The 22,949-nt window shown below is 70.4% G+C and carries 21 protein-coding genes and 4 pseudogenes; 15 read left to right on the top strand and 10 right to left on the bottom strand.

Features of this window, described 5'->3' with window-relative positions:
* Positions 1-458 precede the first annotated feature (458 nt).
* From ACWGJ2_RS35495 to ACWGJ2_RS35485, 3 genes are all read left to right on the top strand, one after another.
* Entirely contained in the window at positions 459-1,307 is an 849-nt protein-coding gene (locus ACWGJ2_RS35495) for an alpha/beta fold hydrolase (RefSeq protein ID WP_453350476.1), read from the top strand.
* 279 nt (positions 1,308-1,586) lie between these two features.
* Positions 1,587-1,826 carry a hypothetical protein gene (locus ACWGJ2_RS35490; protein WP_399984653.1) on the top strand — a complete coding sequence of 80 codons (240 nt, stop codon included), beginning with the start codon at positions 1,587-1,589 and terminating at the stop codon, positions 1,824-1,826.
* A gap of 53 nt (positions 1,827-1,879) precedes the next feature.
* Positions 1,880-4,522: an AAA family ATPase gene (locus ACWGJ2_RS35485; protein WP_453350475.1), complete on the top strand. Its 2,643-nt coding sequence runs from the start codon at positions 1,880-1,882 to the stop codon at positions 4,520-4,522.
* Between the two features lie 289 nt (positions 4,523-4,811).
* On the opposite strand, the gene ACWGJ2_RS35480 is transcribed toward ACWGJ2_RS35485, so the two are convergent.
* Both ACWGJ2_RS35480 and ACWGJ2_RS35475 read right to left on the bottom strand, forming a co-directional pair.
* Positions 4,812-4,934, bottom strand: coding sequence for a hypothetical protein (locus ACWGJ2_RS35480; RefSeq protein ID WP_453350474.1), 123 nt, complete (start codon positions 4,932-4,934; stop codon positions 4,812-4,814).
* Between the two features lie 84 nt (positions 4,935-5,018).
* Positions 5,019-5,729, bottom strand: a complete 711-nt coding sequence (locus ACWGJ2_RS35475) for a MerR family transcriptional regulator (protein WP_453350473.1) — start codon at positions 5,727-5,729, stop codon at positions 5,019-5,021.
* Between ACWGJ2_RS35475 and ACWGJ2_RS35470 the strand changes: the two genes are divergently transcribed.
* Complete coding sequence (locus ACWGJ2_RS35470) at positions 5,658-5,906, top strand: alpha/beta hydrolase (protein WP_453350472.1); 249 nt, start codon at positions 5,658-5,660, stop codon at positions 5,904-5,906. The two genes, ACWGJ2_RS35475 and ACWGJ2_RS35470, sit on opposite strands and share 72 nt — an antisense overlap.
* Before the next feature lie 70 nt (positions 5,907-5,976).
* Here ACWGJ2_RS35470 and ACWGJ2_RS35465 read toward each other — a convergent pair.
* Positions 5,977-6,268, bottom strand: a pseudogene (locus ACWGJ2_RS35465) (transposase); the annotation flags it as partial.
* 37 nt (positions 6,269-6,305) lie between these two features.
* Between ACWGJ2_RS35465 and ACWGJ2_RS35460 the strand changes: the two are divergent.
* Positions 6,306-6,392, top strand: a pseudogene (locus ACWGJ2_RS35460) (transposase); the annotation flags it as partial.
* Positions 6,393-6,616: 224 nt separating this feature from the next.
* Here the strand turns inward: ACWGJ2_RS35460 and ACWGJ2_RS35455 are convergent.
* Both ACWGJ2_RS35455 and ACWGJ2_RS35450 read right to left on the bottom strand, forming a co-directional pair.
* Positions 6,617-7,279 carry a response regulator transcription factor gene (locus ACWGJ2_RS35455; RefSeq protein ID WP_453350471.1) on the bottom strand — a complete coding sequence of 221 codons (663 nt, stop codon included), beginning with the start codon at positions 7,277-7,279 and terminating at the stop codon, positions 6,617-6,619.
* A gap of 91 nt (positions 7,280-7,370) precedes the next feature.
* Positions 7,371-9,089 (bottom strand): sensor histidine kinase, encoded by a 1,719-nt coding sequence (locus tag ACWGJ2_RS35450; RefSeq protein WP_453350470.1) that lies wholly within the window; start codon positions 9,087-9,089, stop codon positions 7,371-7,373.
* A 226-nt stretch (positions 9,090-9,315) separates the two neighbouring features.
* On the opposite strand from ACWGJ2_RS35450, the gene ACWGJ2_RS35445 reads away from it, so the two are divergent.
* On the top strand, positions 9,316-9,912 hold the full coding sequence (locus ACWGJ2_RS35445) for a hypothetical protein (protein WP_453350492.1): 597 nt from the start codon (positions 9,316-9,318) through the stop codon (positions 9,910-9,912).
* A 198-nt stretch (positions 9,913-10,110) separates the two neighbouring features.
* Here the strand turns inward: ACWGJ2_RS35445 and ACWGJ2_RS35440 are convergent, their stop codons facing one another.
* Positions 10,111-10,743 carry a TetR/AcrR family transcriptional regulator gene (locus ACWGJ2_RS35440; protein WP_399984675.1) on the bottom strand — a complete coding sequence of 211 codons (633 nt, stop codon included), beginning with the start codon at positions 10,741-10,743 and terminating at the stop codon, positions 10,111-10,113.
* A 169-nt stretch (positions 10,744-10,912) separates the two neighbouring features.
* On the opposite strand from ACWGJ2_RS35440, the gene ACWGJ2_RS35435 reads away from it, so the two are divergent.
* Together ACWGJ2_RS35435 and ACWGJ2_RS35430 are read left to right on the top strand one after the other, a co-directional pair.
* Positions 10,913-11,578, top strand: coding sequence for a hemerythrin domain-containing protein (locus ACWGJ2_RS35435; RefSeq protein WP_453350469.1), 666 nt, complete (start codon positions 10,913-10,915; stop codon positions 11,576-11,578).
* On the top strand, positions 11,575-12,579 hold the full coding sequence (locus ACWGJ2_RS35430; protein WP_453350468.1) for a hypothetical protein: 1,005 nt from the start codon (positions 11,575-11,577) through the stop codon (positions 12,577-12,579). Before ACWGJ2_RS35435 ends, ACWGJ2_RS35430 begins: the two co-directional genes overlap by 4 nt.
* A 1,050-nt stretch (positions 12,580-13,629) precedes the next feature.
* Here ACWGJ2_RS35430 and ACWGJ2_RS35425 read toward each other — a convergent pair.
* The 3 genes from ACWGJ2_RS35425 to ACWGJ2_RS35415 all read right to left on the bottom strand — a co-directional run bounded on the left by ACWGJ2_RS35425 (position 13,630) and on the right by ACWGJ2_RS35415 (position 16,575).
* Positions 13,630-14,634, bottom strand: a complete 1,005-nt coding sequence (locus tag ACWGJ2_RS35425) for an NADP-dependent oxidoreductase (protein ID WP_453350467.1) — start codon at positions 14,632-14,634, stop codon at positions 13,630-13,632.
* Positions 14,635-14,768: 134 nt separating this feature from the next.
* Positions 14,769-15,824 (bottom strand): aldo/keto reductase, encoded by a 1,056-nt coding sequence (locus ACWGJ2_RS35420; RefSeq protein ID WP_453350466.1) that lies wholly within the window; start codon positions 15,822-15,824, stop codon positions 14,769-14,771.
* Between the two features lie 58 nt (positions 15,825-15,882).
* Positions 15,883-16,575, bottom strand: a complete 693-nt coding sequence (locus ACWGJ2_RS35415; RefSeq protein WP_453350465.1) for an SDR family oxidoreductase — start codon at positions 16,573-16,575, stop codon at positions 15,883-15,885.
* 116 nt (positions 16,576-16,691) lie between these two features.
* Here ACWGJ2_RS35415 and ACWGJ2_RS35410 point away from each other — a divergent pair, with 116 nt between their 5' ends.
* The 4 genes and pseudogenes from ACWGJ2_RS35410 to ACWGJ2_RS35395 form a co-directional block, all read left to right on the top strand.
* Positions 16,692-17,252, top strand: coding sequence for a TetR/AcrR family transcriptional regulator (locus tag ACWGJ2_RS35410; protein WP_453350464.1), 561 nt, complete (start codon positions 16,692-16,694; stop codon positions 17,250-17,252).
* A 93-nt stretch (positions 17,253-17,345) separates the two neighbouring features.
* Entirely contained in the window at positions 17,346-17,606 is a 261-nt protein-coding gene (locus ACWGJ2_RS35405) for a ribbon-helix-helix domain-containing protein (RefSeq protein WP_453350463.1), read from the top strand.
* Positions 17,603-18,046, top strand: a complete 444-nt coding sequence (locus ACWGJ2_RS35400) for a PIN domain-containing protein (protein ID WP_453350462.1) — start codon at positions 17,603-17,605, stop codon at positions 18,044-18,046. Before ACWGJ2_RS35405 ends, ACWGJ2_RS35400 begins: the two co-directional genes overlap by 4 nt.
* 243 nt (positions 18,047-18,289) lie before the next feature.
* Positions 18,290-18,865, top strand: a pseudogene (locus tag ACWGJ2_RS35395) (FAD-binding protein); the annotation flags it as partial.
* A gap of 842 nt (positions 18,866-19,707) precedes the next feature.
* On the opposite strand, the gene ACWGJ2_RS35390 reads toward ACWGJ2_RS35395, so the two are convergent.
* Entirely contained in the window at positions 19,708-21,276 is a 1,569-nt protein-coding gene (locus tag ACWGJ2_RS35390) for an MFS transporter (protein ID WP_453350461.1), read from the bottom strand.
* 193 nt (positions 21,277-21,469) lie between these two features.
* Here ACWGJ2_RS35390 and ACWGJ2_RS35385 point away from each other — a divergent pair, with 193 nt between their 5' ends.
* From ACWGJ2_RS35385 to ACWGJ2_RS35375, 3 genes and pseudogenes are all read left to right on the top strand, one after another.
* On the top strand, positions 21,470-21,619 hold the full coding sequence (locus tag ACWGJ2_RS35385; protein WP_453350460.1) for a hypothetical protein: 150 nt from the start codon (positions 21,470-21,472) through the stop codon (positions 21,617-21,619).
* Positions 21,620-21,962: 343 nt separating this feature from the next.
* Positions 21,963-22,205: pseudogene (locus tag ACWGJ2_RS35380) on the top strand (xylosidase); the annotation flags it as partial.
* Positions 22,206-22,308: 103 nt separating this feature from the next.
* Positions 22,309-22,949, top strand: a 641-nt coding sequence (locus ACWGJ2_RS35375) for a non-reducing end alpha-L-arabinofuranosidase family hydrolase (RefSeq protein WP_453350459.1), incomplete at its 3' end; no start/stop codon positions are given.

Here is a 22,949-nt window from a genome sequence, read left to right as displayed (position 1 = left end):
TTCGCTACGGCAGCAGCGCGAGCGGGTCGCCGTCCACGCCCTGGCTCACCGGGAGCTGCACGGCGGTGGGGCGGGCTGTCGGAGGCCGATCGCCGGCCGGCGCCGGCTCACGCGCCCCTGACCACGCCGAAGACATGTGGGCCGACGACACGTCGGTCGACGACACGACACCTGGAGGGAACAGCCGTGGCCTGGAGGCCCCGCCAACTCACCGATCTCGCCGGCGTGCCAGCCGGGAGGCTGATCGTGGACAGGACCGGGACCGGAGCACAGGGCGAGCACAACGACGTCGGGATCGTGCTGTTCGCGGACCGCGCGCCGCCGGTCTCGCCGTCTACGCCGACCCGGCCGACCCGGAGTCCACGGCCGGCAACGCCACCATCGCCGAAGCGACAACGATCGCGGTACGGCGGCTCGTCGGTCAATAGCAGGCACGCCACCCTCGGAAAGAAAAGATCATGGGCCACGTAACCATCGGGAACGAGAACAGCACGCCGATCGAGCTCTACTACGAGGAGCAAGGCGCGGGTCAGCCCGTCGTCCTCATCCACGGCTACCCGCTCAACGGCCACAGCTGGGAGCGCCAGACGCGCGAGTTGCTCTCCGCCGGCTACCGCGTCATCACCTACGACCGCCGCGGCTTCGGCCACTCGTCGAAGGTCGGCACCGGCTACGACTACGACACCTTCGCCGCCGACCTGAATGCCCTGTTGGAGACCCTGGACCTGCGCGATGTCGTCCTCGTCGGGTTTTCGATGGGCACCGGCGAACTCGCCCGCTACATCGCTCGATACGGCCACCAGCGGGTCGTGAAGCTCGCCTTCCTGGCCTCCCTGGGGCCCTTCCTCGTCGCTCGGGACGACAACCCGGAGGGCGTGCCCCAGGACGTCTTTGACGGCATCGAGGCCGCGGCCAAGGGCGACCGCTACGCCTGGTACGAGCAGTTCTTCTCCAACTTCTACAACCTCGACGAGAACCTGGGCATCCGCATCGGCCAGGAGACGGTCACAGCCAGCTGGAACGTCGCCATCTCCAGCGCCCCCGTGGCCGCCCATGCTGTCGTCTCCTCGTGGATCGAGGACTTCCGCGCCGACGTCGAGGCCGTCCGGGCCAGCGGCACGCCGGCCCTGATCCTGCACGGCACCGCCGATCGGATCCTCCCCATCGAAGTCACGGCCCACCGCTTCCGCCGGGCCCTGCCCGACGCGCAGTACGTGGAGATCGACGGCGCCCCGCACGGGCTGCTGTGGACTCACGCCGACGAGGTCAACGCCGCCCTGCTCGCCTTCCTGAGACCCACTCCCTAAGGGCGTCCGCCCCGGTTCGGAGGAATCGCCATGACCACGGCCACCGCCGCCTCGACCGGCGCATTGCCCCGCGGCGCCGACCTCGGCGTGCGCTCGCGGCGAGCGCCTCGTCCATACGCTGCCCGTGCCGTGGCAGCGGTTCGGCGTGCTCTTTGCGCAAGCTCGTCCTCGGCGATCGACGAACGGGACCCGACCCTACCCGCGGCGGCGGGGCCATCGGTCAAGGTACTCGGACCCGTGGTCTGCGGGCCTAGAAGCGCCTGCGGCAGGCCGCTGAGCATGCGCACACCAGTCACGGACAGGTCGGCACCACCGAACGGGACCCGGCTCGGTGGGGTGGCACTGCCGCAGCAGGGGCCCGAGGATGCGCTCATCAGCATCCGAGCGGTGCTCACCGGCATCGCGCTCGTGCACGGGGTCGGCGTTCTCGTCGGGGCGTCGGACGATCCCGCCGACCTCGGACGGTACGGCACGGACCTCTGGGGCCGGAAGATGGTCACGGCTGAGAGGACGCGATGAGGGCAACCGGTGCTCCGGCTCCGCTCGTCGGACGACAGGCAGAGATCGCTGCCGTGACCGAGGTGCTCGACCGAGCCCGCCGTGGCACCGGTGGCGCCCTGGTGCTCTGGGGTGAGCCGGGCATCGGCAAGACCGCACTTCTCGACCACGTCACGGCGGCGTCTCCCGATTTCGCCCCGCTGGCGGTACAGCCCGCACGGTGCGAGTCCGGGACCCCCTTCGCCGGCCTGGACACGCTGCTCCGGCCGGTCGAGCACCTGATCGCGACTCTTCCGGTGTCCCAGGCGGCAGCGTTGCGAGGCGTGCTCGCAGGGGAGGTCACCGGAGCGGGCCGGTCGCTCACCGCCGTGGCGGTCCTGTCCCTGTTGTCGGCGCTGGCAGTCGACCGCCCGCTCTTGATCGTCGTGGACGACGCACACCGGCTCGACGCGGAGACCGAGTTCGTGCTCGGATTCGTCGCCCGGCGGGTGGGGACCGATCCGGTGGTGGTCCTGGTCGCCGGCCACGACGCGCCCGCCGGCGGATCGTGGGAGGGGGTCGATCCGCTCGCGGTGAGTCCTCTCGCTGACGACCATGCCGCCCAACTGGTCGCCGCCGCCCACCCCGGCCTCGACGGCCCCGAGGTCACCCGCGCGGTGAAAGCAGGCGGGGGCAACCCGCTGGCACTGCACGAGCTGCCTATACCAATCGACGATCTTGCCGCCGGCACGGTGCCCGTGGGGCCCCGGCTGCGTAAGGGCTTCGCCGAGCGCCTGCAGACCTTGCCGACCCCGGCACGCGAGTTCGTCGTGCTCATGGCCGCGGCTCGTGCCGACGGTGATCAGCTCACGCTCGCACGGTCAGCACGTTCCCGCGACGCCGAGGAGCCGGTCTGGGAGGAGACGATCCGGTCGGGTCTGCTCGCCGGGACGCCCGACCGGCCTGCGCTACGGCACCCGGTGGTCCGGGCCGCTGTCTACGCGAGCGCCTCCCCGTCTGAGCGCAGGAACGCCCACCGGACCCTGGCCGCCGCGCTTCCCCCGGGCAGTCGCGGGCATGTCTGGCACCGGGCCGCGACCGTTCACGACGTCGACGAGGAGATCGCCGGACTGCTCGAGCAGACGGTGCCCTCGGGCGTCGGCGCGGTACCGATCCTGCGGCGGGCCGCCGAGCTGTCCGCCGACCCGGCCGCTGCGACCCGCAGGCTCGCCGGCGCGGCCGTGGCCGCCTGGCACGGCGGCGACGCCACGATGGCGCGTCGGTTGCTGGCCGATGCCCGGAGCCTGACCGACGAGGTTCTGGCCACCCGCGCCAGCCGCGGCCTGCGCGGGGTACTCGAACTCGCCGAGGGGTCTCTGGAACGAGCCCACCGATCGATCAGTCGCGACATCGCCGCGTTCGACGATCCGCGCATGAGAGTGGAGCTCGGCGCCGCTGCCCTGCACGCGGGATGGTCCGCGGCCCGCGACGACCTCGTCGGTGAGTCCCTCACTCGTCTCGCGGGGCTGACGGCCCCTGGGCTGCCCGAGGTCCTCCCGATCGTCCGGACGTGGTGGGGGCCAGCGATGGACCCGGCACGGGCAGCGTCGTCGGCAGAACTCGGTGACGTCATGGCGCACATCTCCCGGGTGGAGTCGCAGCTGCTCCCGGCGTCGCCGCTCGGACTGGTGTGGGGTCTCGACGAGCCACTCGCCGATGCCGTGCACGCCCTTGTCCGCAGGCACCGCCGTCACGCCGATGGCACCTCGCTTGCTGCGGCGCTGGCTCGGATCGCGCGACTCGACATCGCCGCGGGCCGGTGGGGCGCTGCGGAGGACGCCGCGGCCGAGGGGCTCGCGTCGGCCGAGCGAATCGGTGCCGAGCACATCGCTGCGGAGTGCCGGAACTGCCTCGGGTGGCTCGCCGCCGCCCGCGGTGACGGCCGCAGCGTCGACCATCTGACCGTTCGAACCCTGCAGCTGGCCAGGCCGCGCCGCGACCGTGCGGTCAGCGCCTCGGCCTACTGGAACCGTGGAATGGCCGCTCTGGCGGCCGGTCGCGCCGATGCCGCACTCGACCTGCTCGCCCGCTTGGACGAGCACGGGCACGAGGCAGCACATCCGATCGTCGCTTTGCTGGCAAGCCTGGACACGATCGAGGCCGCCGTGCACGCGCGGCGGCCGGAGATCGGCCAGCGCCGCGCCGAGGCGCTCGACGCCTGGCTACGGCGCACCGGCGCGCACTGGGCGAGCTTCGCAGCGCACCTGGCACGCGCACTGCTGGACGAACCCGCCGCCGAACGGTCCTACCGGGCGGCGCTGGACATGCCCGGTGCGTCCCGGCGCCCGTTCGACCACGCACGGGCCCGTCTGCTCTACGGCGAGTGGTTGCGGCGACAGCGGCGGCGCCGAGACGCCCGCCAGCAGCTCGACGCCGCTGCCGAGACGTTCCACGCACTGGGAGCGCTCCCGATGCTCGAGCGGGCCCGGCGTGAGCAGCGTCTGATCATGGCGTCCGCACGCCGTGCCACCGCCGCCGGCACGGGCATGGCAACGCTGACGACACAGGAACGCCGGGTGGCCCAGCTTGCCGCCGGCGATCTGACCAACCGCGAGATCGGGGCCCGTCTGCGGATCAGCGACCGCACCGTCGGGCATCACCTATCCAATGTGTTTGCCAAGCTGGGGCTCTGCTCACGGCGCGACTTGGCGGCCACCGGCATCGCCGAACGGAGATGATTCCGGCTCGGTCGCGACGCCTGACGAGCTCGTGCACGGGTAGGCGGTGAGACGTCGTGAGCTTCGGTGTGATCTGGGTTCACGTCTGCCCTGTCGGCTTCAGGTCCACGGTCTGCTGGTGAGACAGCAGGCCGGCGACGGCTTGGATGGCGTCGCTCATGTGCTCGCGGCGGCCGAGGCTCGATGTCTCACCGCCTACCGTGCACGAACTCGTCAGATGGCTACCGGCGCCCCAGGTGTGCTGCCACCGGAAGGGCCTGCAGCGGCAAGACCGCGTCGGGGACGTCGCTCACCACAGCACCTCGTTCACGCTGCGGTCGTTGACCGAGGCGCCGCGGTCGTCAACCGCGCGCGACTGCCGCCCGAACGTCGGCAGCCCTTCCAGCTCGCACCGCAAGGTACCGAGCGTCACGGGCTTGCACGCCTCAACGAGGGCCTTGAGTGCGCGGGTGATGCGCTGTTCGAAGCACGCATCGTCTCACCCGTCCCGCCCCTCTCAGCCTCCTCTTTCTGGAGGAGGCCGTGCAGGAGGCGCACGACGTCGAGCTGGGCCTCGTTGTAGAACGCCGCCACGGACTGGGGGACGACGGACCGGGTGAGCTTCCCGCTGCGGCGGGACGCGGCGTCCAGGTCCGTGAGGGCGGTCCGGTCCGCGCGCTGGGCCCGGACCGCGGCGCCAGGTGGGCCGCCAGTCTGCGGCGCACGTCCTCGGGGGCGTCGGCCGACAGGTGCTCGAACTCCTCGTCCATCTTGTCCCGGGGCGCGTGTACTGGTCCCGGATGAGGGACATCGCCGTCGGCGTGAGGACGCTCGAGGACGCCACCAGGAGGTCCTGCTGGGCCTGGGGCAGCGTGGCGGCGGCCCCGAAGCACGCGGGCAGGCCGAGCGAGGCCCCGTCCTCCAGGATCGCGGCCAGTTGGCGGCGCATGTGCTGCTGGCGCTCGATGTTCGCCGCGAGTTCGGCGTCCAGGGCGCGCGGGATCTCCTTGGACCGCGCGTCGGCGGCGGCCACCGTGGGGGTGTCGGAGAGCGGCACGCCGAGATCGGTCAGCCGGCGGATGCCCATCAGCCGGACCAGGTGCCGTACGTCGTACCGCTTGTAGCCGCTCGGTGCGCGCTCCGGGCGGAGAAGCCGGTGGCGATCGACGACGACGGGCCGCGCAACATCCTGCTCGTCCAGAACCTGCGCGACGTGCCGACCCCGCACGTCGGGGGGAAGCTGCTGCGGCAGAAGTTCGCGGACCGGTCCCGGCTGGTCGGCGTGGACGACAGCGGTCACGGGGTCTATGTGTACGGCGACGACCCCTGCGCGCTGAACACCACCACGCGCTACCTCGTCGACGGGAAGATGCCGAAGACGGACGCCTTCTGCCCGGCTGGCTGAAACTCGTGACGATCCGGCCCCAGGGGTAACGGATCGCCCTCACACCCCGGGGGCCGGAGCCTTGGCGCTGGTAGATCTTCGTACCGAATTTGCTGTGATCGGTCGGATTCGGTCCGGTCAAAGGCTCCCTTTTGCGGCCCCGCTGACCGAGTCGACCGCGCACCGCCACCAGTCCAACTCCGCTCGGGACCCCAGCTCGTCGAGGACAACGCGGCGGAGCCGGGCTCAGACCCGTTCCTGGCTCCGGAGGGTGAAGCGTCGGTAGACAGTTGGCCGGCCGGACCGAACACAGTTGGCAGCTGCCGCCAGGTGCAGCCCGTAGTAGCCACTAAGGTGATCGCTACGAGAGCGTCGCGGTCACCAGCTCCGCACCGTCCCCACCTTGCGGACTCTTAACCTGCGTTGTGCGGAGCGAGCCCAGTGGAGTACTCGTCCGGAAACAAGCAGCACCGCCGGCTCAATCGCGGCGGTAACCGGCAGGCGAACGGCTGCCACTGCCCGCAGCAATACGACGGTAACGGAATAAGGGCTCTGCGTCGGTACGGCGTCCGTCGCGGTCGACGTGCTGGACCGGAACCGGTCGGCAATGGCGTACCGCATTGACGATGGTGAGCAGGACCTCGGCATCCGGGTAGTCCGGTTCACGGGGCTCACCTCTGAGGGTGAGTTCGGGGATCCGTTCCACGTACGGTTTGCCGGGGCGCTGAGGTTCACTCTGCGCACGGCTCCAGACCCGCGTCGCGGGCCAGGAGCGCCGCTTGGACCCGGTTGTCGCAGTCGAGCTTGGTGAGGACGCGGCTGACGTAGGTCTTCACCGTCGCCTCGCTCATATGCAGGCGGGCGCTGGCGTCCGCGTTGGATAGTCCTTCGCCGAGCAGGGCCAGCACCTCGCGTTCGCGAGCGGTCAGCCCGGCCAGGCGGCGGCGCGCCTCCTCGCCACGCACGGTGGCGGTGGGGGAGGCGAGGGTGTCCACCACGTGGCGGGTGGCGGCCGGGGACAGGTATGCGTTGCCGGCCGCCGCCGCGCGGACTGCGTGGATCAGCTCCTGCGGGGCGGTGTCCTTCAGCAGGAAGCCCGCACTGCCGTGGCCGAGCGCCCGCAGGACGTTGTCACGTTCCCCGAATGTCGTCAGGATCAGCACCCGTACCCCCGGCGCGGCACGGCCCAGTTCGGCCAGCGCGGTCAGCCCGTCCATCACGGGCATCTGGATGTCCAGCAGGGCCACGTCGACCGCGGTGCTCCGGGCGGTGTCCACCGCCTCCCGGCCGTCCCGTGCCTCTGCGACGACCTCGATGTCCCCGGCGGAGGTGAGGATCATTCTGATGCCTGCTCTGATGAGCGGCTCGTCGTCGGCGATGAGAACCCGAATCATGCGGTCTCCTGCGCGGGATCGGTGTGACAGGCGGACAACAGGCCGGCTCATCATGCCCGATCCGGCCGGGAGCGCGGTCACAGACCTCGGGTCAGGGGCTCCACGTGTAGGACACTTTGGAGGCGAGCTTCCCGCCGCGGAAGCAGAACCGGTAGACGATGTCCTTCTCGTCGTCCACGAAGTGTTCGCAGGCCGCGTCATCGGGCAGCGCAGGCCCCTGCTTCTCCACGCCGTCGGTGAGCAACGAGCCGCCTTCCGGCAACTTCCCGCGCAGGTCCGCCTCGGCCTCGCCGACTCGAGCCGACTCGTACACACTCGCCGGTATGGCCCCCTTCTCCAACTCGTCGATCCCTTTCGACACCCCCCACACCAGAAGGGCGCCGACGCCCACGACGAGGACCACGGCGGTGGCAGCGCACCCCAGGGCGGCGTTCTTCTTGCTGCTCATGATGGCGGTGAACTCCTTGTGCGGTACGGAGCGTTCGAGGACGCCACCACCATTTCCCGCCGATGCCCCGCCGATCTGCCCTCGGAAGTCGTCGTCCGCAGCCACCGAAGTCGCGCCGCCCGGAGGGGACTGCCGCTCGCCACCGGCGTACGGCAGCACACCGGCGAGGCGGAACCCCCCGCCGGGGGTGAGGCCGGTGTGCACCATGCCGCCGACCAGACGGGCCCGCTCCCGCAGGCCCGTCAGCCCCTGTTGACCGCTGATCGCGGGGAGTGCAGCCGGAACCCCGGCCGGTACTGGGCCGTTCGCCACCTCGACTACGAGGCTGTCCGGTTCGTAACGCAGCGCGACCGTGATCGGGGCGCCCGGCGCGTGCTTGTGCGCATTGGTCAGTCCCTCCTGAGCGATGCGGTACGCCGCCCGGTCGACAGCGGGGGTGAGGGTCCGCTGGGCGCCGGAGCGGTGCAGTTCCACTGTCGCGCCCGCCGCCCGCGACGACGCGACCAGCCCTTCGACAGAAACCGCGGCACGGTCCGAGGAGGGCCCGGCTCCCTGCGGACCGGGCCCGGACATCTCCGCGTCATTGCGCAGGATGCCCACGGCTTCGCGCAGCTCCCGCATCGCCGATCTGGATGCCTCCCGGAGGACGCCCACACCTTCCCGCTGGCGGCCGTTGAGCTCCGGGTCCACCTCCAGTGCCCCGGTGTGCACGGCGATCAGGGCAAGTTGGTGGCCAAGGCTGTCGTGCATGTCCTGGGCTATGTGCTGCCGCTCCAGCAGCCGCGCCTGGCGCGCCACCATCGCCCGTTCGCGCACCAGTTGGGCGTTGTGCCGCCGTAGGGCGTCCATCAGGGCGTGCCGCTGGGCACGGTACCGGGCGGCGAAACCGGGCACCACCGCCAGCACCAGGAACGAACCCCCGGTAAGTGCGACGGTCACCAGCACCGACAGTCCGAGGTCTTCATCTGGTGCGGTGGCCACGCCGGCGACAAGGTGGAACACGAGACCGGCCGTGAACGCGGCCAGTGCCCGCGCCGGGCGCTCGATGCGGCTGCCGGCGGACCAGCCGGCGCAGAGCAGCAGGACGAACGCACCGGGAAAGGTGCCGGCCAGGGCTGACGCGACCAGCAGTACCGACGCGGGCAGGGCACGACGCGCCAGGGACAGTACGGCGACGACCAGGGCCAGTGCCCCGCCCTGTACCAGGGAGCCGGTCTCCGCCGTGCGAAGGATGCCTGCGATCCCGGAGAGCACTGGCGTGAGCACGGCCTCGCCGACGATCCGCCTCCGGGGCCAGGGGGAGGCGGCGGCGAGACGGAAGCGGAACGACGGCCCGGTACGGGGAGTTTCTGCAACATCCACGTGCAGACGATAGAGGGCTGCCCTCTGACGCCCGCATCCTTCCTTCGGTGCGGTCGCGCGCGACGAAGGGGGGTCGGGGCGCCTCGGTTCCTGGGATTCCTGCCCTCTTTGGTCGTTACGGGTGACGACCTATGGAGACTGCCGCAGGGCGGGCGGTCCGGTGACGATGGCTCCGCCGGACGCACTCAGCGGCGGCACAGGGAACGACGGCTTCGGGAGCGGAACAGTGGACAGTGCGGGACAGTGGACCGGCAGACGTTTCACCGTCCGGCAGGAGAACCGTCTCAAGGCCAGCCGTTACACCGTGAGCGAGTTGATGCCGGACGGCTCGGAGGGCGAGGTCCTGGCCTGCGCCGAGGTGAAGCGATTTTCGCTCGAGGAGAAGATCATTTTCCACGCCGGCCTTTCCGGGACCCGCGTGCTGTTCACCATCGAGGAGCGCGGCCTTCGCGGCGCCGGTGATGGCTACGACGTGTGGGACGCGGAGGGCGGCCTTCTCGGCAGTTTCGAGGAGAAGGACATCGCCTCCCTGGTGCGTTCGACCTGGGTGCTGGACCAGCCCGGATTCTCGTCCGCCGTCGGCCGGGAGCGTAACCGGTTCGTGGCCGTGCTCCGCCGCGTCTGGGACTTCCTGCCGCTGGATTCGGTGCCGTTCCTGTGGCCGTACCACTTCGACTTCGAGACGGGGGGCAAGCAGGTGCTGAAGGTGGACAGGAAGTGGGGTCTGCGGGACCGTTACGTGGTCGACATCCTCATCCCCGGGCCGGACCCCCGCCTGGCCGTCGCCCAGGCCGTGGCCCTGGACACGTTCCAGGACCGTTGACCCGAAGAGACTGGCGCCGGCGCGGGGTAGGTGGGCCATGTCGCCGGTGGGAAGGCTCCAGGCCCATGGCCGGATACCTCCGGACCGGCCTCGAACAGCCACGGGCCGCGACCTTTCGGGCCTCGGCGCCGTTGCGGCCCCAGACGCTCCCGTTGAGGCCGTAGCCTGTGCGGCAGCTCGACGGGTCCCCCGTCCCGCCTATGCCGGGCCGGGGTCTTCGAGCATGCTCACCGCCTGGCGGGCGAGCAGACGTTCCGCGTCGTCATAGCTCCAGCCGCAGTCGACGACAAGCGATCGCCAAGCCGACAGTCCGAAGCAGAGCCACAGGCGGTCCGCCGCACCGTCCACGTCGAGATGAGGAGCCACCACACCGAGGGCGACCAGGTGCTGCGCGATGTCGCGCAGCGCTTGGCGGTACTGCGCGACGACGTACTCCCACACCTGCCGCGCTTTGTCATCGCTGGCCATGGAGGAGTGGAGCAGGTTTATGGATGCGGCAAAGCGTTCGGTGTTGCCGCGGATTCCGTGCGCCAGGCAGGTCATCGCGGAGGCGAGGTCCTTGCTTCGGAGTACCTCGTCATGCAGCCCGGTGGTCTTCGAATCCGCCACGTCCACGGCCAGAAGAGCGTGCAGCAGCTGAGTCTTGGTGCCCACGCTCGCATAAAGCGTCTTGGTCGCGACACCGGCCGAGCGAGCGATCTGCCCCATCGTCACCTGCGCATAGCCATGCGTGATGAAAAGGTCGCGCGCGGTCTCCAGGATGTCCTGTCGGGTCTGAGCCGCGCTTTGCTCACGTCGTGCTGACCGATAGCTCCGAGTCCGATCGGGCATGTCGGCAGCCTACCCGACGCCAGAGTGGATAACTTCATTGCAGAGCATGTAACTTGAAATGGAGACCTCACGGGCAACCGAAGTCTCTTCCCCTCGTCCCGCCGGAGCGGTTCAGGGTCTTGGGGCCTGCCCGGAAGACCGTGCACTCCTACGCGAAGGTTCCGCACACATGACCATGCATGCCGAGTCCGACGCGCAAGCCATCGTGGAAACGCGGCTCGCCCATGAGACACACAGACTGGCTACCGGACTGCTCGTCGACGCCGTCGGCCGATCCTCCGTGCCGCGTCAAGCACTCGGGCAGCTAAGGGACTTCATCGTGGCGAACCTGCGTCACCACCATGAGACCGAAGACGCATGGCTGTGGCCGCTCATCCTGGCAGCGGCGCCGGACACGAAGGGCGCACTCGACGAACTCAGCGAAGAACACGACCAACTGGACAGGGCACTCGACCGCCTCGCCTCCGTCGATCTGACCGCTACGGAAGGCCCCAGCGGCGAGAGCCTGAGCGGCGACAGCCGGCACGCACTGCGCAAGGCGGCCGTCGCGGTGCGCGACAGCGTGCGTGACCACCTGGCCCACGAGGAACCCCTGTTGCTCCCCGCCCTGCGGCGCATCACACCCGCGCAGTGGGAGGAGTTCGCCCAGCGAGTCATCGCCAGCACACCCCCGGTGGCCGGGCATCTGATGATCGGATTCCTCGATGAAGCCGGCACGCCGGCCGAGGTGGAGTCGATGCTCGTGAACATGCCACCCCCGGTGAAGTCGTTGCTCCCCGCCCTGCGCAGCCAGGCCGCGGCCGACCTGCGAGTCCTGCGAGGCGACGGCTCGTGAGCTCCACTCGGCTCCCATGGCCGGACACGGCTTACGAGGCATTCAAGGGCGACCTGACCGTCGCTGCCGCCTACCTCACCCCGGCCGGAGGCGCGGTGGTCACCAGCGTCTCACCGGTAGGGCTCGCGGACCGGGCGGCCAACGAGGTCAGCTTCACCACCTCGCTGGGCTTCCCGAAGAAACTGGAACGCATCCTGCGCGACCCACGCGTCTGTCTCGCCTATCACACCCGCGAGCACGGCTTCGCCACCCACAGCCACTACGTCCTCGCCCAGGGCCGAGCGGAGGTGGACCTTCAGCCCTCGGCGCAGCGACTGGCGGGGCTGATGGACGCCTCCGAGCCGTTCCTCGGGCGGATCAGGCGCGGAGGCGTATGGGACTGGCTGCTTCGCGAGTACCACCAAAACCGGGTCTTCGTCGATGTCCACCCGGACCGCATCGCCGTCTGGCCCGATCTCTCGGCGAGTGGACGTGCAACCGTGGCGGGCGCCTCCTGGCCGGGGCATCCCGCCGAACAGGAACCGCCGAGGAACGGCACGACCCCGCGGACACCCGCCGCGAAGCTCGCCCGGCAGATCGCCGCCCTTCCTCATCGCCTGCTGGCTTACCAGGGTGCTGACGGCCACCCCGTCATCCTCCCGGTGACGGTCACCGGACACGACGAGACCGGCCTGCGCCTCTCCGCATCGTCCGAACTGCTGCCACCCGGCGGCCGCCGAGCGGGATTCCTCGCCCACAGCTTCCAACCGCAGTGCGTCGGCGTGAGCATGCGCACCGTCACCGGTTGGTTGACCGTCGAGGACGGACAGGCCCTCTACGCACCCCACACATCGACGGGCATGACAGCGCCGCAGAACAGGATGGTCACGACCGTGGCCAACGGCCTGCTGGCCAAACGGGGCCTGCGCCGCGCACAGCGCAACGGCACAACTGCGCGCCTGCGCGACCTCGCCGCCCGGGACCGGGCGCAAGGATCCGAGAGGCGATCCGACGACATGTGAAGACGTCCCGGCCCAGAGCGCCCGAACCGCGGCGATGAGCGTTCTGTCGCGCACGGGCGGGAGGAACTTGACACCCTGGACTTCGCACCGCAGCCGTTGTTCTTCGTATGGGCAGTGGCCTGCTTCCCGTCCAGCGGCAGGCCGCCCGACCAGGCCGGCAGATCGATCGCCGCGAGGCTGAGTTGGAGCCGGCCGGCGTGAGCGGCGAAGTATCGGCACCTTCAACGACAGTTCCACGTTGGCGTTCGGTACACGTCCAGTGGCTTTGTCGGTCAGGTTGGCGGAGCTGACCAGACAGCGGCCGTCGGCACGGTAGAGCTTGGCGTGGAGGGACGGACACAAGGCAATGGAAATGCGTTCGTCACTCTGGGCAGCTTCGATGATCTCCGGGTCGGGGACCCCGGCGGCTAGCTCCGCCGGGACCCAGCGCGTGACACATGTGATCTTCGGGACGGCGTGAAGTTCCTCCTTCAGCCCGACGCACACCAAGCAGCGTTTCAACCTGCGGATACTGCGGTGTTGCACCGTGCAGACTGCACCAACTCGTAAGCAAACCCGGCAACTTCGTTTGCCAACCGATCCAGGTCGGCGCAGGTCAGGGGGACTCCAGTGACTAGACCGAGGCCCTAGCGTTGTCGATGGATTGCAGAGGGCCCGGCTTCATCGGGTGCGCCAGCCGGTCAGCCCGAAAGCCCGCAAGCGCGCCTGCCGGGCCAATGAGCCCTGCTGGGCCACTTGGCCGTGGCAACCTGTTCCGTTCCGGAGAGGAGGGATGTGCTGTGCGTCATGACGCTCGTTTGACGCTCTGGGCTCCTGCCGACTGGATAACGAGCCGAGAAATGGCCTCTGACCTGCGACTTTCCGAGACTTGCTCAATCCGATAGCTTTTCGATGACGCAGCACATGGAGTGCGTGGCGATCCTGGAACCGACGGGGAAGGGGTCCTGAGCTGCGGGTTTGTGGTCTGAGTGGGTTTCTCGGACTGTTTCCCTCTGTGTAGCGGGTCGAGTGGACGGACCGGCGCTCGTAGGTCACCCGATGCTGTCGGCCCTACACCATGGAGACGACTACCTTGCCGGCCTTCGCCCGTCCCTTCTCGAGGTACTCCATGGCCTGGAGGGTCTCTTCGAACGGGAAGACGCGGTCGACGACGGGACGGATCTTCCCGGTGTCGATGAGGGGGGTGAGTTCGCGCAGTTGGTCGCCGCTGGCCTTCATGAACAGGAAGCGGTACGTCACTCCGAGGCGCTTGGCCTGGCGACGGGTCTTGAAGCTGAGCGCGGTCATGGCCAGGCGCAGGACCGGGTTCAGGCCGAGTTCGCGGGCGAAGGCCGGGTCGGGCGGGCCCGCGACGCTGATGGCCACGCCACCGGGCTTGAGGACGCGCAGGGACCTGGCGAGATTGTCGCCACCGAGGCTGTCCAGGACGACGTCGTAGTCGTCGAGGAGGGTCTCGAAGTCCTGCGTGCGGTAGTCGACGACGACGTCAGCGCCGAGGTCCCTGGCCAGGGCGACCTTGGCGGTGCTCACGGTGGTGGCCACGTGCGCGCCGAGCGCCTTGGCCAGCTGGACGGCGATGGAGCCGAGGCCGCCGGCGCCCGCGTGGACGAGGACCTTCTGGCCGGGTTGTACGTGGGCCCGCTCTACCAGGGCCTGCCATGCGGTCAGGGCGACCAGGGGAAGGGAGGCGGCCTCGGCCATGGTGAGCGTGGCGGGCTTGGGTGCCAGGTCGTCCTGGTGAACGGCGATGAGTTCGGCGAAGGTGCCGATGCGGTCCTTGTCGGGCCGGGCGTAGACCTCGTCGCCCACCGCGAAGCGGGTGACGGACGGCCCGACCCGGACGACCGTTCCTGCGAGGTCGTTTCCCAGAACGAGCGGGAGACGGTAGGGCAGGAACGCCTTGAAGTCCCCGTTGCGGATTCTGAGGTCCAGCGGGTTGACGCCCGCCGCGTGGATCTTGACCAGGACGTCGTCGGCACCTGCCTGGGGGTCCGGCATGTCGGCAGCGCGCATCCCGGCCTGGTCGCCGTAGTGCTCGACCGTAAACGCCTTCATCGTTGTCTCCGTTCGTTCCCCGTCCGTGAAAGGCCGGGCGCTTTGCGTGCCCGGACTTCTCCCCGTACGGGACAGTTTGTGTCGCTCTCCTGGCCGGGGCGCGGGCGCACCACGTCCTCAGCCGCGTTCACCTGTCAGGCCACCGGCACGACCGGGGCGGTGACGCGGTCGGCGGCGCCTCCCTGGAGGCGGTCCAGTGAGGCGGCCATCCCCTCGTGGGGCACGCCGAGCGGCACTGCGCTGACCTCGGTCAGGCGGGTGTACTGCGCGTCGGTCAGCTGGACGTCGAGGGCGCCGAGGTAGCCGTCGAGCTGGGAGAGACTGCGCGGGCCGATGATCGGGACGAGCGCGGCCACGGAACGCGTGGCGCGCTCGCGCACCCAGGCCACCGCCACCTGGGCGGGCGTCACGCCGGTCTCCTCGGCGGTCGCCAGGACGGTGTCGACGACGGCGGTCTTCTGGCCGGTGGTCTCGGTGTGGATGACCATTCCCAGGTCGCTCAGGCGGCCCTCGGCGGAGGTGCGGTATTTGCCGGTGAGCAGTCCGCCGCCGAGCGGGGACCACAGGGCGGCACCCAGGCCGAGGCTCTCGGCCATGGGCAGGAGCTCACGGTCGGCGGTGCGCTCGACGAGGCTGTACTCGTGCTGGATGCCCACGATCGGGGCCCAGTTCTTCAGGTCCGCGAGGGTTACCGCGCGGGAGACGCGCCAGGCGGGGAAGTTGGACAGCGCGGCGTGGTGGATCTTTCCGGCGCTCACCAGGTCGTCGAGTCCGCGCAGGAGTTCCTCCATCGGGGTGAGCTCGTCGGGGAAGTGCACCCACAGCAGGTCGATGTGGTCGGTGTTCAGGCGCTTCAGGCTGGCCTCGACCGAGGCGACCATGTTCTTGCGGCTGTTGCCGGTCTTGGAGACGTCCGGCTGCGGGGCGGCGCCGAGGGCGAACTTCGTGGCCAGGACGAAGTGGTCGCGGTCGGCGGAGATCAGCTTTCCGGTCAGTTCCTCCGACTCGCCGAACTGGTAGCCGTCCGCGCTGTCGAGAAAGGTGCCGCCGGCCTCGGCGAACCGGTCGAAGATCCGGCGTGCCTCGTCGGGCTCGGCGCCCGCGCCCCAGCCGGTACCGAAGTTCGCGGTGCCGAGCGCGTACTCGGACACGCGCAGTCCGGTCCGGTGGCCGAAAGTCGTGTAACGCATGAGGTGTCCTTGCGTGAAGGTGCGTGAAGGTGGTCGCGCCGGGGTGGAGGGGTGAGCGTCAGTCCGCGGTCGGCTGGGGCGTCGCGGACAGGCTCTGCTTGACGTACCGGCTGGTCTCGTCGGCGAGGATCTCGGGCAGGCCCGCCTCGATGCCCCGCAGGGCCTGGGCCGCGACGTCGGCGGCGGCGACCTTCTGGTCGGCGGGCACGCCGGCGGCCATGTCGGTGTCCATGTAGCCGACATGCAGCGCCGAGACGGTGATCCCGCGCGGTGCCAGCTCCTCACGGGTCGCGTCGCTCAGCGCCCACGCGGCGGCCTTGGACGCTGCGTAGGAGCCGAGCCCTGCCGGGTGGAACCAGGACAGGGCGGACAGGACGTTGAGCACGGCACCGCCGCCGTTGCCCTCGATGACGGGGGTGAAGGTGCGGGTCGCGGCGAGCGGGCCGAAGAAGTTGGTCTCCATCTCCCGGCGCACCTCGGTCACGTCGCCTCCGATCAGCGTCGCGCCGGTGGAGACGCCCGCGTTGTTGATCAGCAGTGTCGCGTCGGATGCGATGCGTGCGGCCTCGCGTATCGATGCCTCGTCCGTGACGTCCAGTCGCAGCGGTGTGACGCCCGGCACGTCGACCGTCTCGGGGTGTCGGGCCGCGCCGTACACCTTGGCGCCGCGCTCGACGAGCTGGGCGGCCAGGTGCCGCCCGAAGCCCCGGTTGGCGCCGGTGACGACTGCGACCGCGTCCTTGAGTTCCATGTTCGCTCCTGCGTTGTGGCGGGGGCCGTCTGCCACCCGCAAGCATTTAGATTATGCATCCAATCTAAACATGGGCTTACGATAGATGCCAGTCGACATCCAATCGGGAGGTGGTCATGGGCCGCGTATCGCAGGCGCAGGCGGAGGAAAATCGCAGGCGGGTGGTGGACACCGCCTCCCGGCTGTTCCGGGAGCAGGGCACGCACGTCAGCGTCGCCGACCTGATGAAGGCGGCCGGTCTGACCCACGGCGCCTTCTACAAGCAGTTCGCCTCCAAGGAGGCGCTCGTCGATGAGGCCACCGCCCACGCCTTCGCCGAGCTTGCCGAACGCCACAGCACCGGGCTCGACCAGTACGACGGGCAGCGCGCCGCCGCCCAGCGGGCGCTGATCGACGCCTACCTCTCCGTCGAGCACCGCGACGACCCGGCGGACGGCTGCCCGGTCGCAGCCCTCGCCGCCGACATCGCGCGCGAGGGCGGGGGATCCGAGGCCCGTCGCGTCTACGCCGAGGGGGTGGCCGACTTCGCCGATTTCCTGGACGGTGACGACCGGGACGGCATCGTCCGGCTCTGCACGCTGTTCGGAGCGCTGGTCCTGTCCCGTGCCACCAAGGGCTCCCCGCTCTCCGAGGAGATCCTCGCCGCCGCGCACGCGGCCCTGACCGAAGCGAGCTGATCAAGGGTGGTAGGCGGACGCGGCCGTGACGCTCGTATGATGCCCGGACGCAGCGGGCATACATCAATGTGGTACATGTGCTAGCTTTGGTACATGTCCATGAAACGCACCAATGTCTATGCTGATCCGGAAGACCTCTCGATCATCAAAGAGGCCGCCAAGCGGCGCGGTATCAGCGAGGCGGAGATCATTCGCCAGGGCATCCATCTCGCGGCCATGGCCAACCGCGTATGGGACGAGCCCCTCTTCTCGCGCACCTTCCGGGGAGAGGGCCGCACCCCCGACAAGCACGACGTGCGTGACGCTGTCGCCGATGCGGTGAGCCGCGAGACCGGGACCGGTACCGCTGCGTGATCGTCGTGATCGCGGACACTTCCGGGCTGCTTGCCGCGCTCGACTCCGCCCACCCCGAGCACCAGGCGTCGAACGAGGCGATCATGGCTGCCGGGCTTCTGGTGATGTCCCCGCTGCTGCTCGCGGAGATCGACCACGTGGCCACGCGCGAGCTCGGCCGTGAAGCGGCGCTCAGCGCGGTCGACGACATCCGCCATTGGGCACGACGAGGCCGTGTCGTTCTGCCCGGGATCACGGAGGACCACCTGGGTGTCGCCCAGTCGGTGCGCGCCCGGTATCGCGACCTGGACCTGGACCTCGCGGACGCGGTGAACGTGGCCCTTGCCGCCGAGTACGACACCGACGCGGTGCTCACGCTCGACCGGCGAGATTTCCGGGCCGTGCGCCCGTTGGGCCGGCACAAGGTGTTCCGGGTGCTGCCCGACGACCTGCCGATCTGATTTCGGACGGTGTCCGGCCGTGTCGCCCGCCGGATTCCGTCGCCCGCGACGCCCGGTCTGTTGGGCGGCCCCAGTGGTGGGACGGCGAGCCCAGGAGCCGGGGCGGCAAGGGGGCTGGGTCTCCCTCGGGGCACCGGCCAGCCGGATTCCCGGCCGGTCCGGGGCTTCCTACCGTCGGAGCTGTCGGCAGCGGCCTGCGTGCTCTGCCGCGTATCCCAGCATCCCGCGGAAGGGAAGCGAGCCATGCCGGAGCACACTCGACGCACCGTCCTGCGCACCGCTGCCGTCGGCGCGGCCACGGCGGGGGCGGCCTGTCCACTGCCGACGTCCGCCGCCCATGCCCGAACAGCGTCGCCGGCGCGGGCCGACATCGTCCTCGGACCCGGCGACCCCCGCTACGGTGCCTTCGCCGCCCGTGGCTACAACAGACGCTTCAGCGGCCACCCCCGCCGCATCCACCTCCCCACCACGACCGCCCAAGTCGTCCACGCGGTGCAGGAGGCCGTACGCCGGCGCCGGCACGTCGTGGCCCGCAGCGGCGGTCACGGCTTCGAGGACTTCGTGGACAACGACAGCGTCCGCGTCATCGTGGACCTGTCCCGGATGACGGCCGTCCGGTACGACGAGGAGCGCGAGGCGTTCATGGTCGAGGCGGGCGGCGGGCTCGGCGCGGCGTACCGGGATCTGTACGTCGGCTGGGGCGTGACCCTGCCCGCAGGGTGGTGCACTGGCGTGGGGCTGGGCGGTCACGTGCCGGGCGGGGGCTACGGCACGCTGTGCCGTCTGCACGGTCTGTCCGTCGACTGCCTGTACGCGGTGGAAGTGGTCGTCGTGGACAGGTCCGGGCGGGCCCGTGCGGTGGTCGCCACGCGCGAGGAGAACGATCCGCACCGCGACCTGTGGTGGGCGCACACCGGCGGCGGAGGCGGCAGCTTCGGCATCGTCACCCGCTTCTGGTTCCGGGACCTGCCGGAACCGCCCCCCTCCGTGCTCTCCTTCCGCGCCGCGTGGTCCTGGAAGGACCTGGACCGCGACACGTTCACCCGGCTCGTCGGCGCCTACGGCACCTGGGCGGAGCGCAACTCCGCACCCGGTACCCGGGCAGCCCGCCTGTACAGCGAGCTGCTGCTGAACCGTGAGGCCGCCGGCAGCATCGTCCTCTTCGGACAGGTGGCGGACACCGGGCCGTCAGCCCGCCGCATCCTCGACGACCAGCTCGCCGCGCTCGTCGCCGGTGCCGGGCCCAGGCCCCTCGTCCGGACGCACACGCTGTCCTGGCTGACCGCGGCATCCGTCATCGGCAGCCCCGACGTTCCCGGCCCGCTGTACCGCCTGGCGGTGAAATCCGCCTACGCGGACCGCGCCCTGACACGTCATCAGGTGCGGGCCGGCTGTCGGTGCGCCCCGGCGACGTATAGCAGGTGGTCATGGTTCTCACCTTCCGTGGACGGGGCGGGACGGGACAGGACGGGGCGGGCGTCAGGCTTCGGGGATGGCGCGGCCGAAGTCGGCGAGGGTGACGGCCTCGGGTTCGGGGCCGCCGCGGCGGCCGGTCTCCAGCGCGGCCGTGACCGCGGCGATCGTCTCGTCGGGCGGGGTCTGGAAGACACCGAGCCCGAGGGCGGGCATCTGGACGCCGTTGTTGAGGGTGAGGGTCCGCATCAGGGGGACCTTTCGGTGCGGGGTGCCCGTGCGGGCAGGATGAGGAGGGAAACCGTCGCGACGGCCAGGGCGAGCAGGACGGCGGAGCCGGTCAGGGCCGCTCCGGAGCGGGCCGCGATGTCGGCGGCCGAGTGGCCGGTGGAGACGGTCCCGGCGACGGCGGCCAGGATGCCCAGGGCCAGTGCGCTGCCGATCCGGTGGACGGTGTTGACCAGGCCGGAGGCGGCGCCCGCGTCCGCCGGGGCGACACCGTCGACGCCGCTGGAGGTCAGCGGAGCCAGCGCCAGGCCCTGCCCGGCGCCGATGAGCACCATCGGCAGGGCGACACCGGTCGGATAGGGAGTGTGCAGGCCGAGACGGCTCAGCCATGCCATGCCGACCGCGGTCAGAGCGACCCCGGACACGAGGACCAGCGGCCGTGCCACCCGCTCCAGGAGCCGGGGCACCTGGAGGGCGAGGGCGAAGCTGACCAGCGTCATCGGCAGGAACGCGAGACCGGTCTCCAGCGGCGTCCAGTGGTAGACGCTCTGCACGAACTGGGCGGTGAAGAAGTAGAACCCCATCATCGCGCCCATGTAGAGCATCCGGGTGACGTAGGCGCCGCCGCGCTCCCGGCTGGCGAACAGCCGCAGGGGCACGATCGGCTGCGCGGCCCGCCGCTCCACCCCGACGAACAGGGACAGCAGCGCTACGCCCGCCACCAGCGGCATCAGGGTGGCGGGGGCGGTCCAGCCGAATTCGGCGGTGTTCACGATGCCCAGGACCAGGGCCGTCGAGCCCAGGGTCGCCAGCAGTGCCCCGGCCACGTCGAAACGGCCGCCCCGGCGCTCGGTCTCGGGCAGGTATCGCAGGGCCATGACCATCATCAGGGCGCCGACCGGCACATTGAGGAAGAACCCGGCCCGCCACGAGACGAGGTCCGCGGCCAGCCCTCCGACGACCAGGCCGAGGGCGGCGCCGAGGCCGGTGACGGCGCTGTACGCGGCCATCGCCCGGTTGCGGGCCCGGCCCTCGGCGAAGCCGCACGTGAGCAGCGACAGCGCGGACGGGGCCAGGACGGCGGCGCCGACGCCCTGGAGCGCCCGGGCGCCGATCAGCCACCACTGGGTCTGTGCGGCGCCCACCAGGAGGGAGGTCAGGGAGAAGGCGGCGAGGGAGAGCAGGAAGACCCTGCGGTGGCCGAAGAGGTCGCCGGTCCGGGCGCCCAGCAGCAGCAGTCCGCCGAAGACCAGGACGTAGGCGTTGGTGATCCAGGACAGGCCGGTCTCGGAGAACCCCAGGGTGGAGCGGAGCTGCGGCAGGCCGGTGAAGACGATCGAGTTGTCGAGGACGACCATGAAGTAGCTGACGCAGACGACCGTGAGGACCAGCGTCGCGTGGGCCGGGGTCCCGCCCGGCCGCTCCGCCGTGGGCGAAGACGTGCGCTGTGCGGTGGTGATCATGGTGTCGGCACCAGTTCCCTCGGCGGCTTCCCGGGCCTCGGTCGCGGTGCGCGCCCGGACGGCGGGCACGGTGGCGCCCACCCGCGCCGAGACGCCCATCGCATTGATCACAGGTTGCCTGCTCACGGCCGCACCAGCACCTTGAGCGCCGCGCACGCGGCCATGGCCCGGCACCGGCCGCGTGCACGAGCGCTGCGTACACGAGTGCCGCGCGCACGGTGCTCCTCCGGATCGGCAAACGACGAGGTCAGGCCCCGCTTCGTACGCAACGCCCGCTTCGACGTCGTGCGCGGTCATCGGCCTGCGCACCATGGGGCAGATGGAGGCGTTCCTGTCCGCCGCCGACGTCACCCTGTCCTCCGACGTGCTCGACGCCGTCGACGAGATCGTCGCTCCCGGTGTCACGGCCAACCCGGCCGACAACAGCTGCGGGTACTTCGAGCTCCAGGCCGGTCAGCGGCGCCACTGACACGTCTCGGCCCGGCCGGCCGCGACCGGCCGGGCCGCATGGGTCCTGCGGAATCGGCGACGGTGCCGGCGGTGACACGTGCGAGAGGTATTGACGTCGTTCGCCGGTTCCTTATCATCTAGGTTGCTCGATAAACCGACCATTGTTCGGCATTACGAACATGTCGTGGTAGCTCCATCGCACAGCAAGGCATCTCCGGGTCATCTCCTCGAACGCCGAGCCGCAAGGAGCCTGCCGTATGCGCATGTCATGGTCTCGTCGGCCTTTCCCCCGGCGTCGCGCGCCGGCCGCCGCCACAGGCCTCGCCGCCGGTGTGCTCCTCCCGGCGACGGGAGCCTCCCGCGTCGCCGCCTCGGGCGGCCGTCTCCGGCTGCGCGCGAGCGCGGACATCCGCCCCGGCGCGGCACGTCAGGGGACGTTCTCCTACAGCACCGACGGCGTCACGTTCACCCGGCTCGGACCCGCCTTCTCCATGGGCGACGACTGGCGGTTCTTCATGGGCTACCGGTTCGCGCTCTTCAACCATGCCACCCGGGCGCTCGGTGGTTCGGTCCGCGTCACGCGGTCCGAGCCGGCCACGCCCTGAACGGGGCCGGCACCGGCCCACCGCCCACCGCACTGCGTCAACAAGCCCGGTCAACCTCTGACGAGGCCACCGGAACCGTCTACTCAAGGTTGGGGAACTCCCCATGCACAGAGGAAGTTTCAGCCCCGGACGACCGTCCGTGGTGCTCGCCGCTGTGGCGGTCCTGGCCGCGCTGGCGGCGATGCTCGTCGCCATCCCGGCTCAGGCAGCCGCCAGCGGCGCCTTACGCGGCGTTGGTTCGAACCGGTGTCTCGATGTGCCGGGAGCCAGCCAGACCGACGGCACGTACCTACAGATCTACGACTGCTGGAGCGGGACCAACCAGCAGTGGACGTCGACGGACAGCAAACAGCTGACCGTGTACGGCAACAAGTGCCTGGATGTCCCGGGCCACGCCACCTCGTCCGGTACCCGGGTGCAGATCTGGGCCTGCTCCGGCGGTGCGAACCAGCAGTGGCGGGTGAACTCCGACGGCACGGTCGTCGGAGTGGAGTCCGGGCTGTGCCTGGAGGCCGCGGGTGCCGGTACGGCCAACGGCACGGCGGTGCAGATCGGGACGTGCGACGGCGGCAGTGACCAGAAGTGGACCGGCCTGCCGGCGACGCCGCCGGACGGCACGTGCTCTCTTCCGTCGGCGTACCGGTGGTCGTCGACGGGTGTGCTGGCGCAGCCCGCGAACGGGTGGCTCTCGCTCAAGGACTTCACCACCGTGACGTACAACGGCAAACACCTGGTCTACGCGTC

This window comes from Streptomyces sp. NPDC054796 (assembly GCF_053611545.1).
Note: the sequence above shows the minus strand (reverse complement) of the source record. Positions and strands in the feature narration are given on the sequence as shown.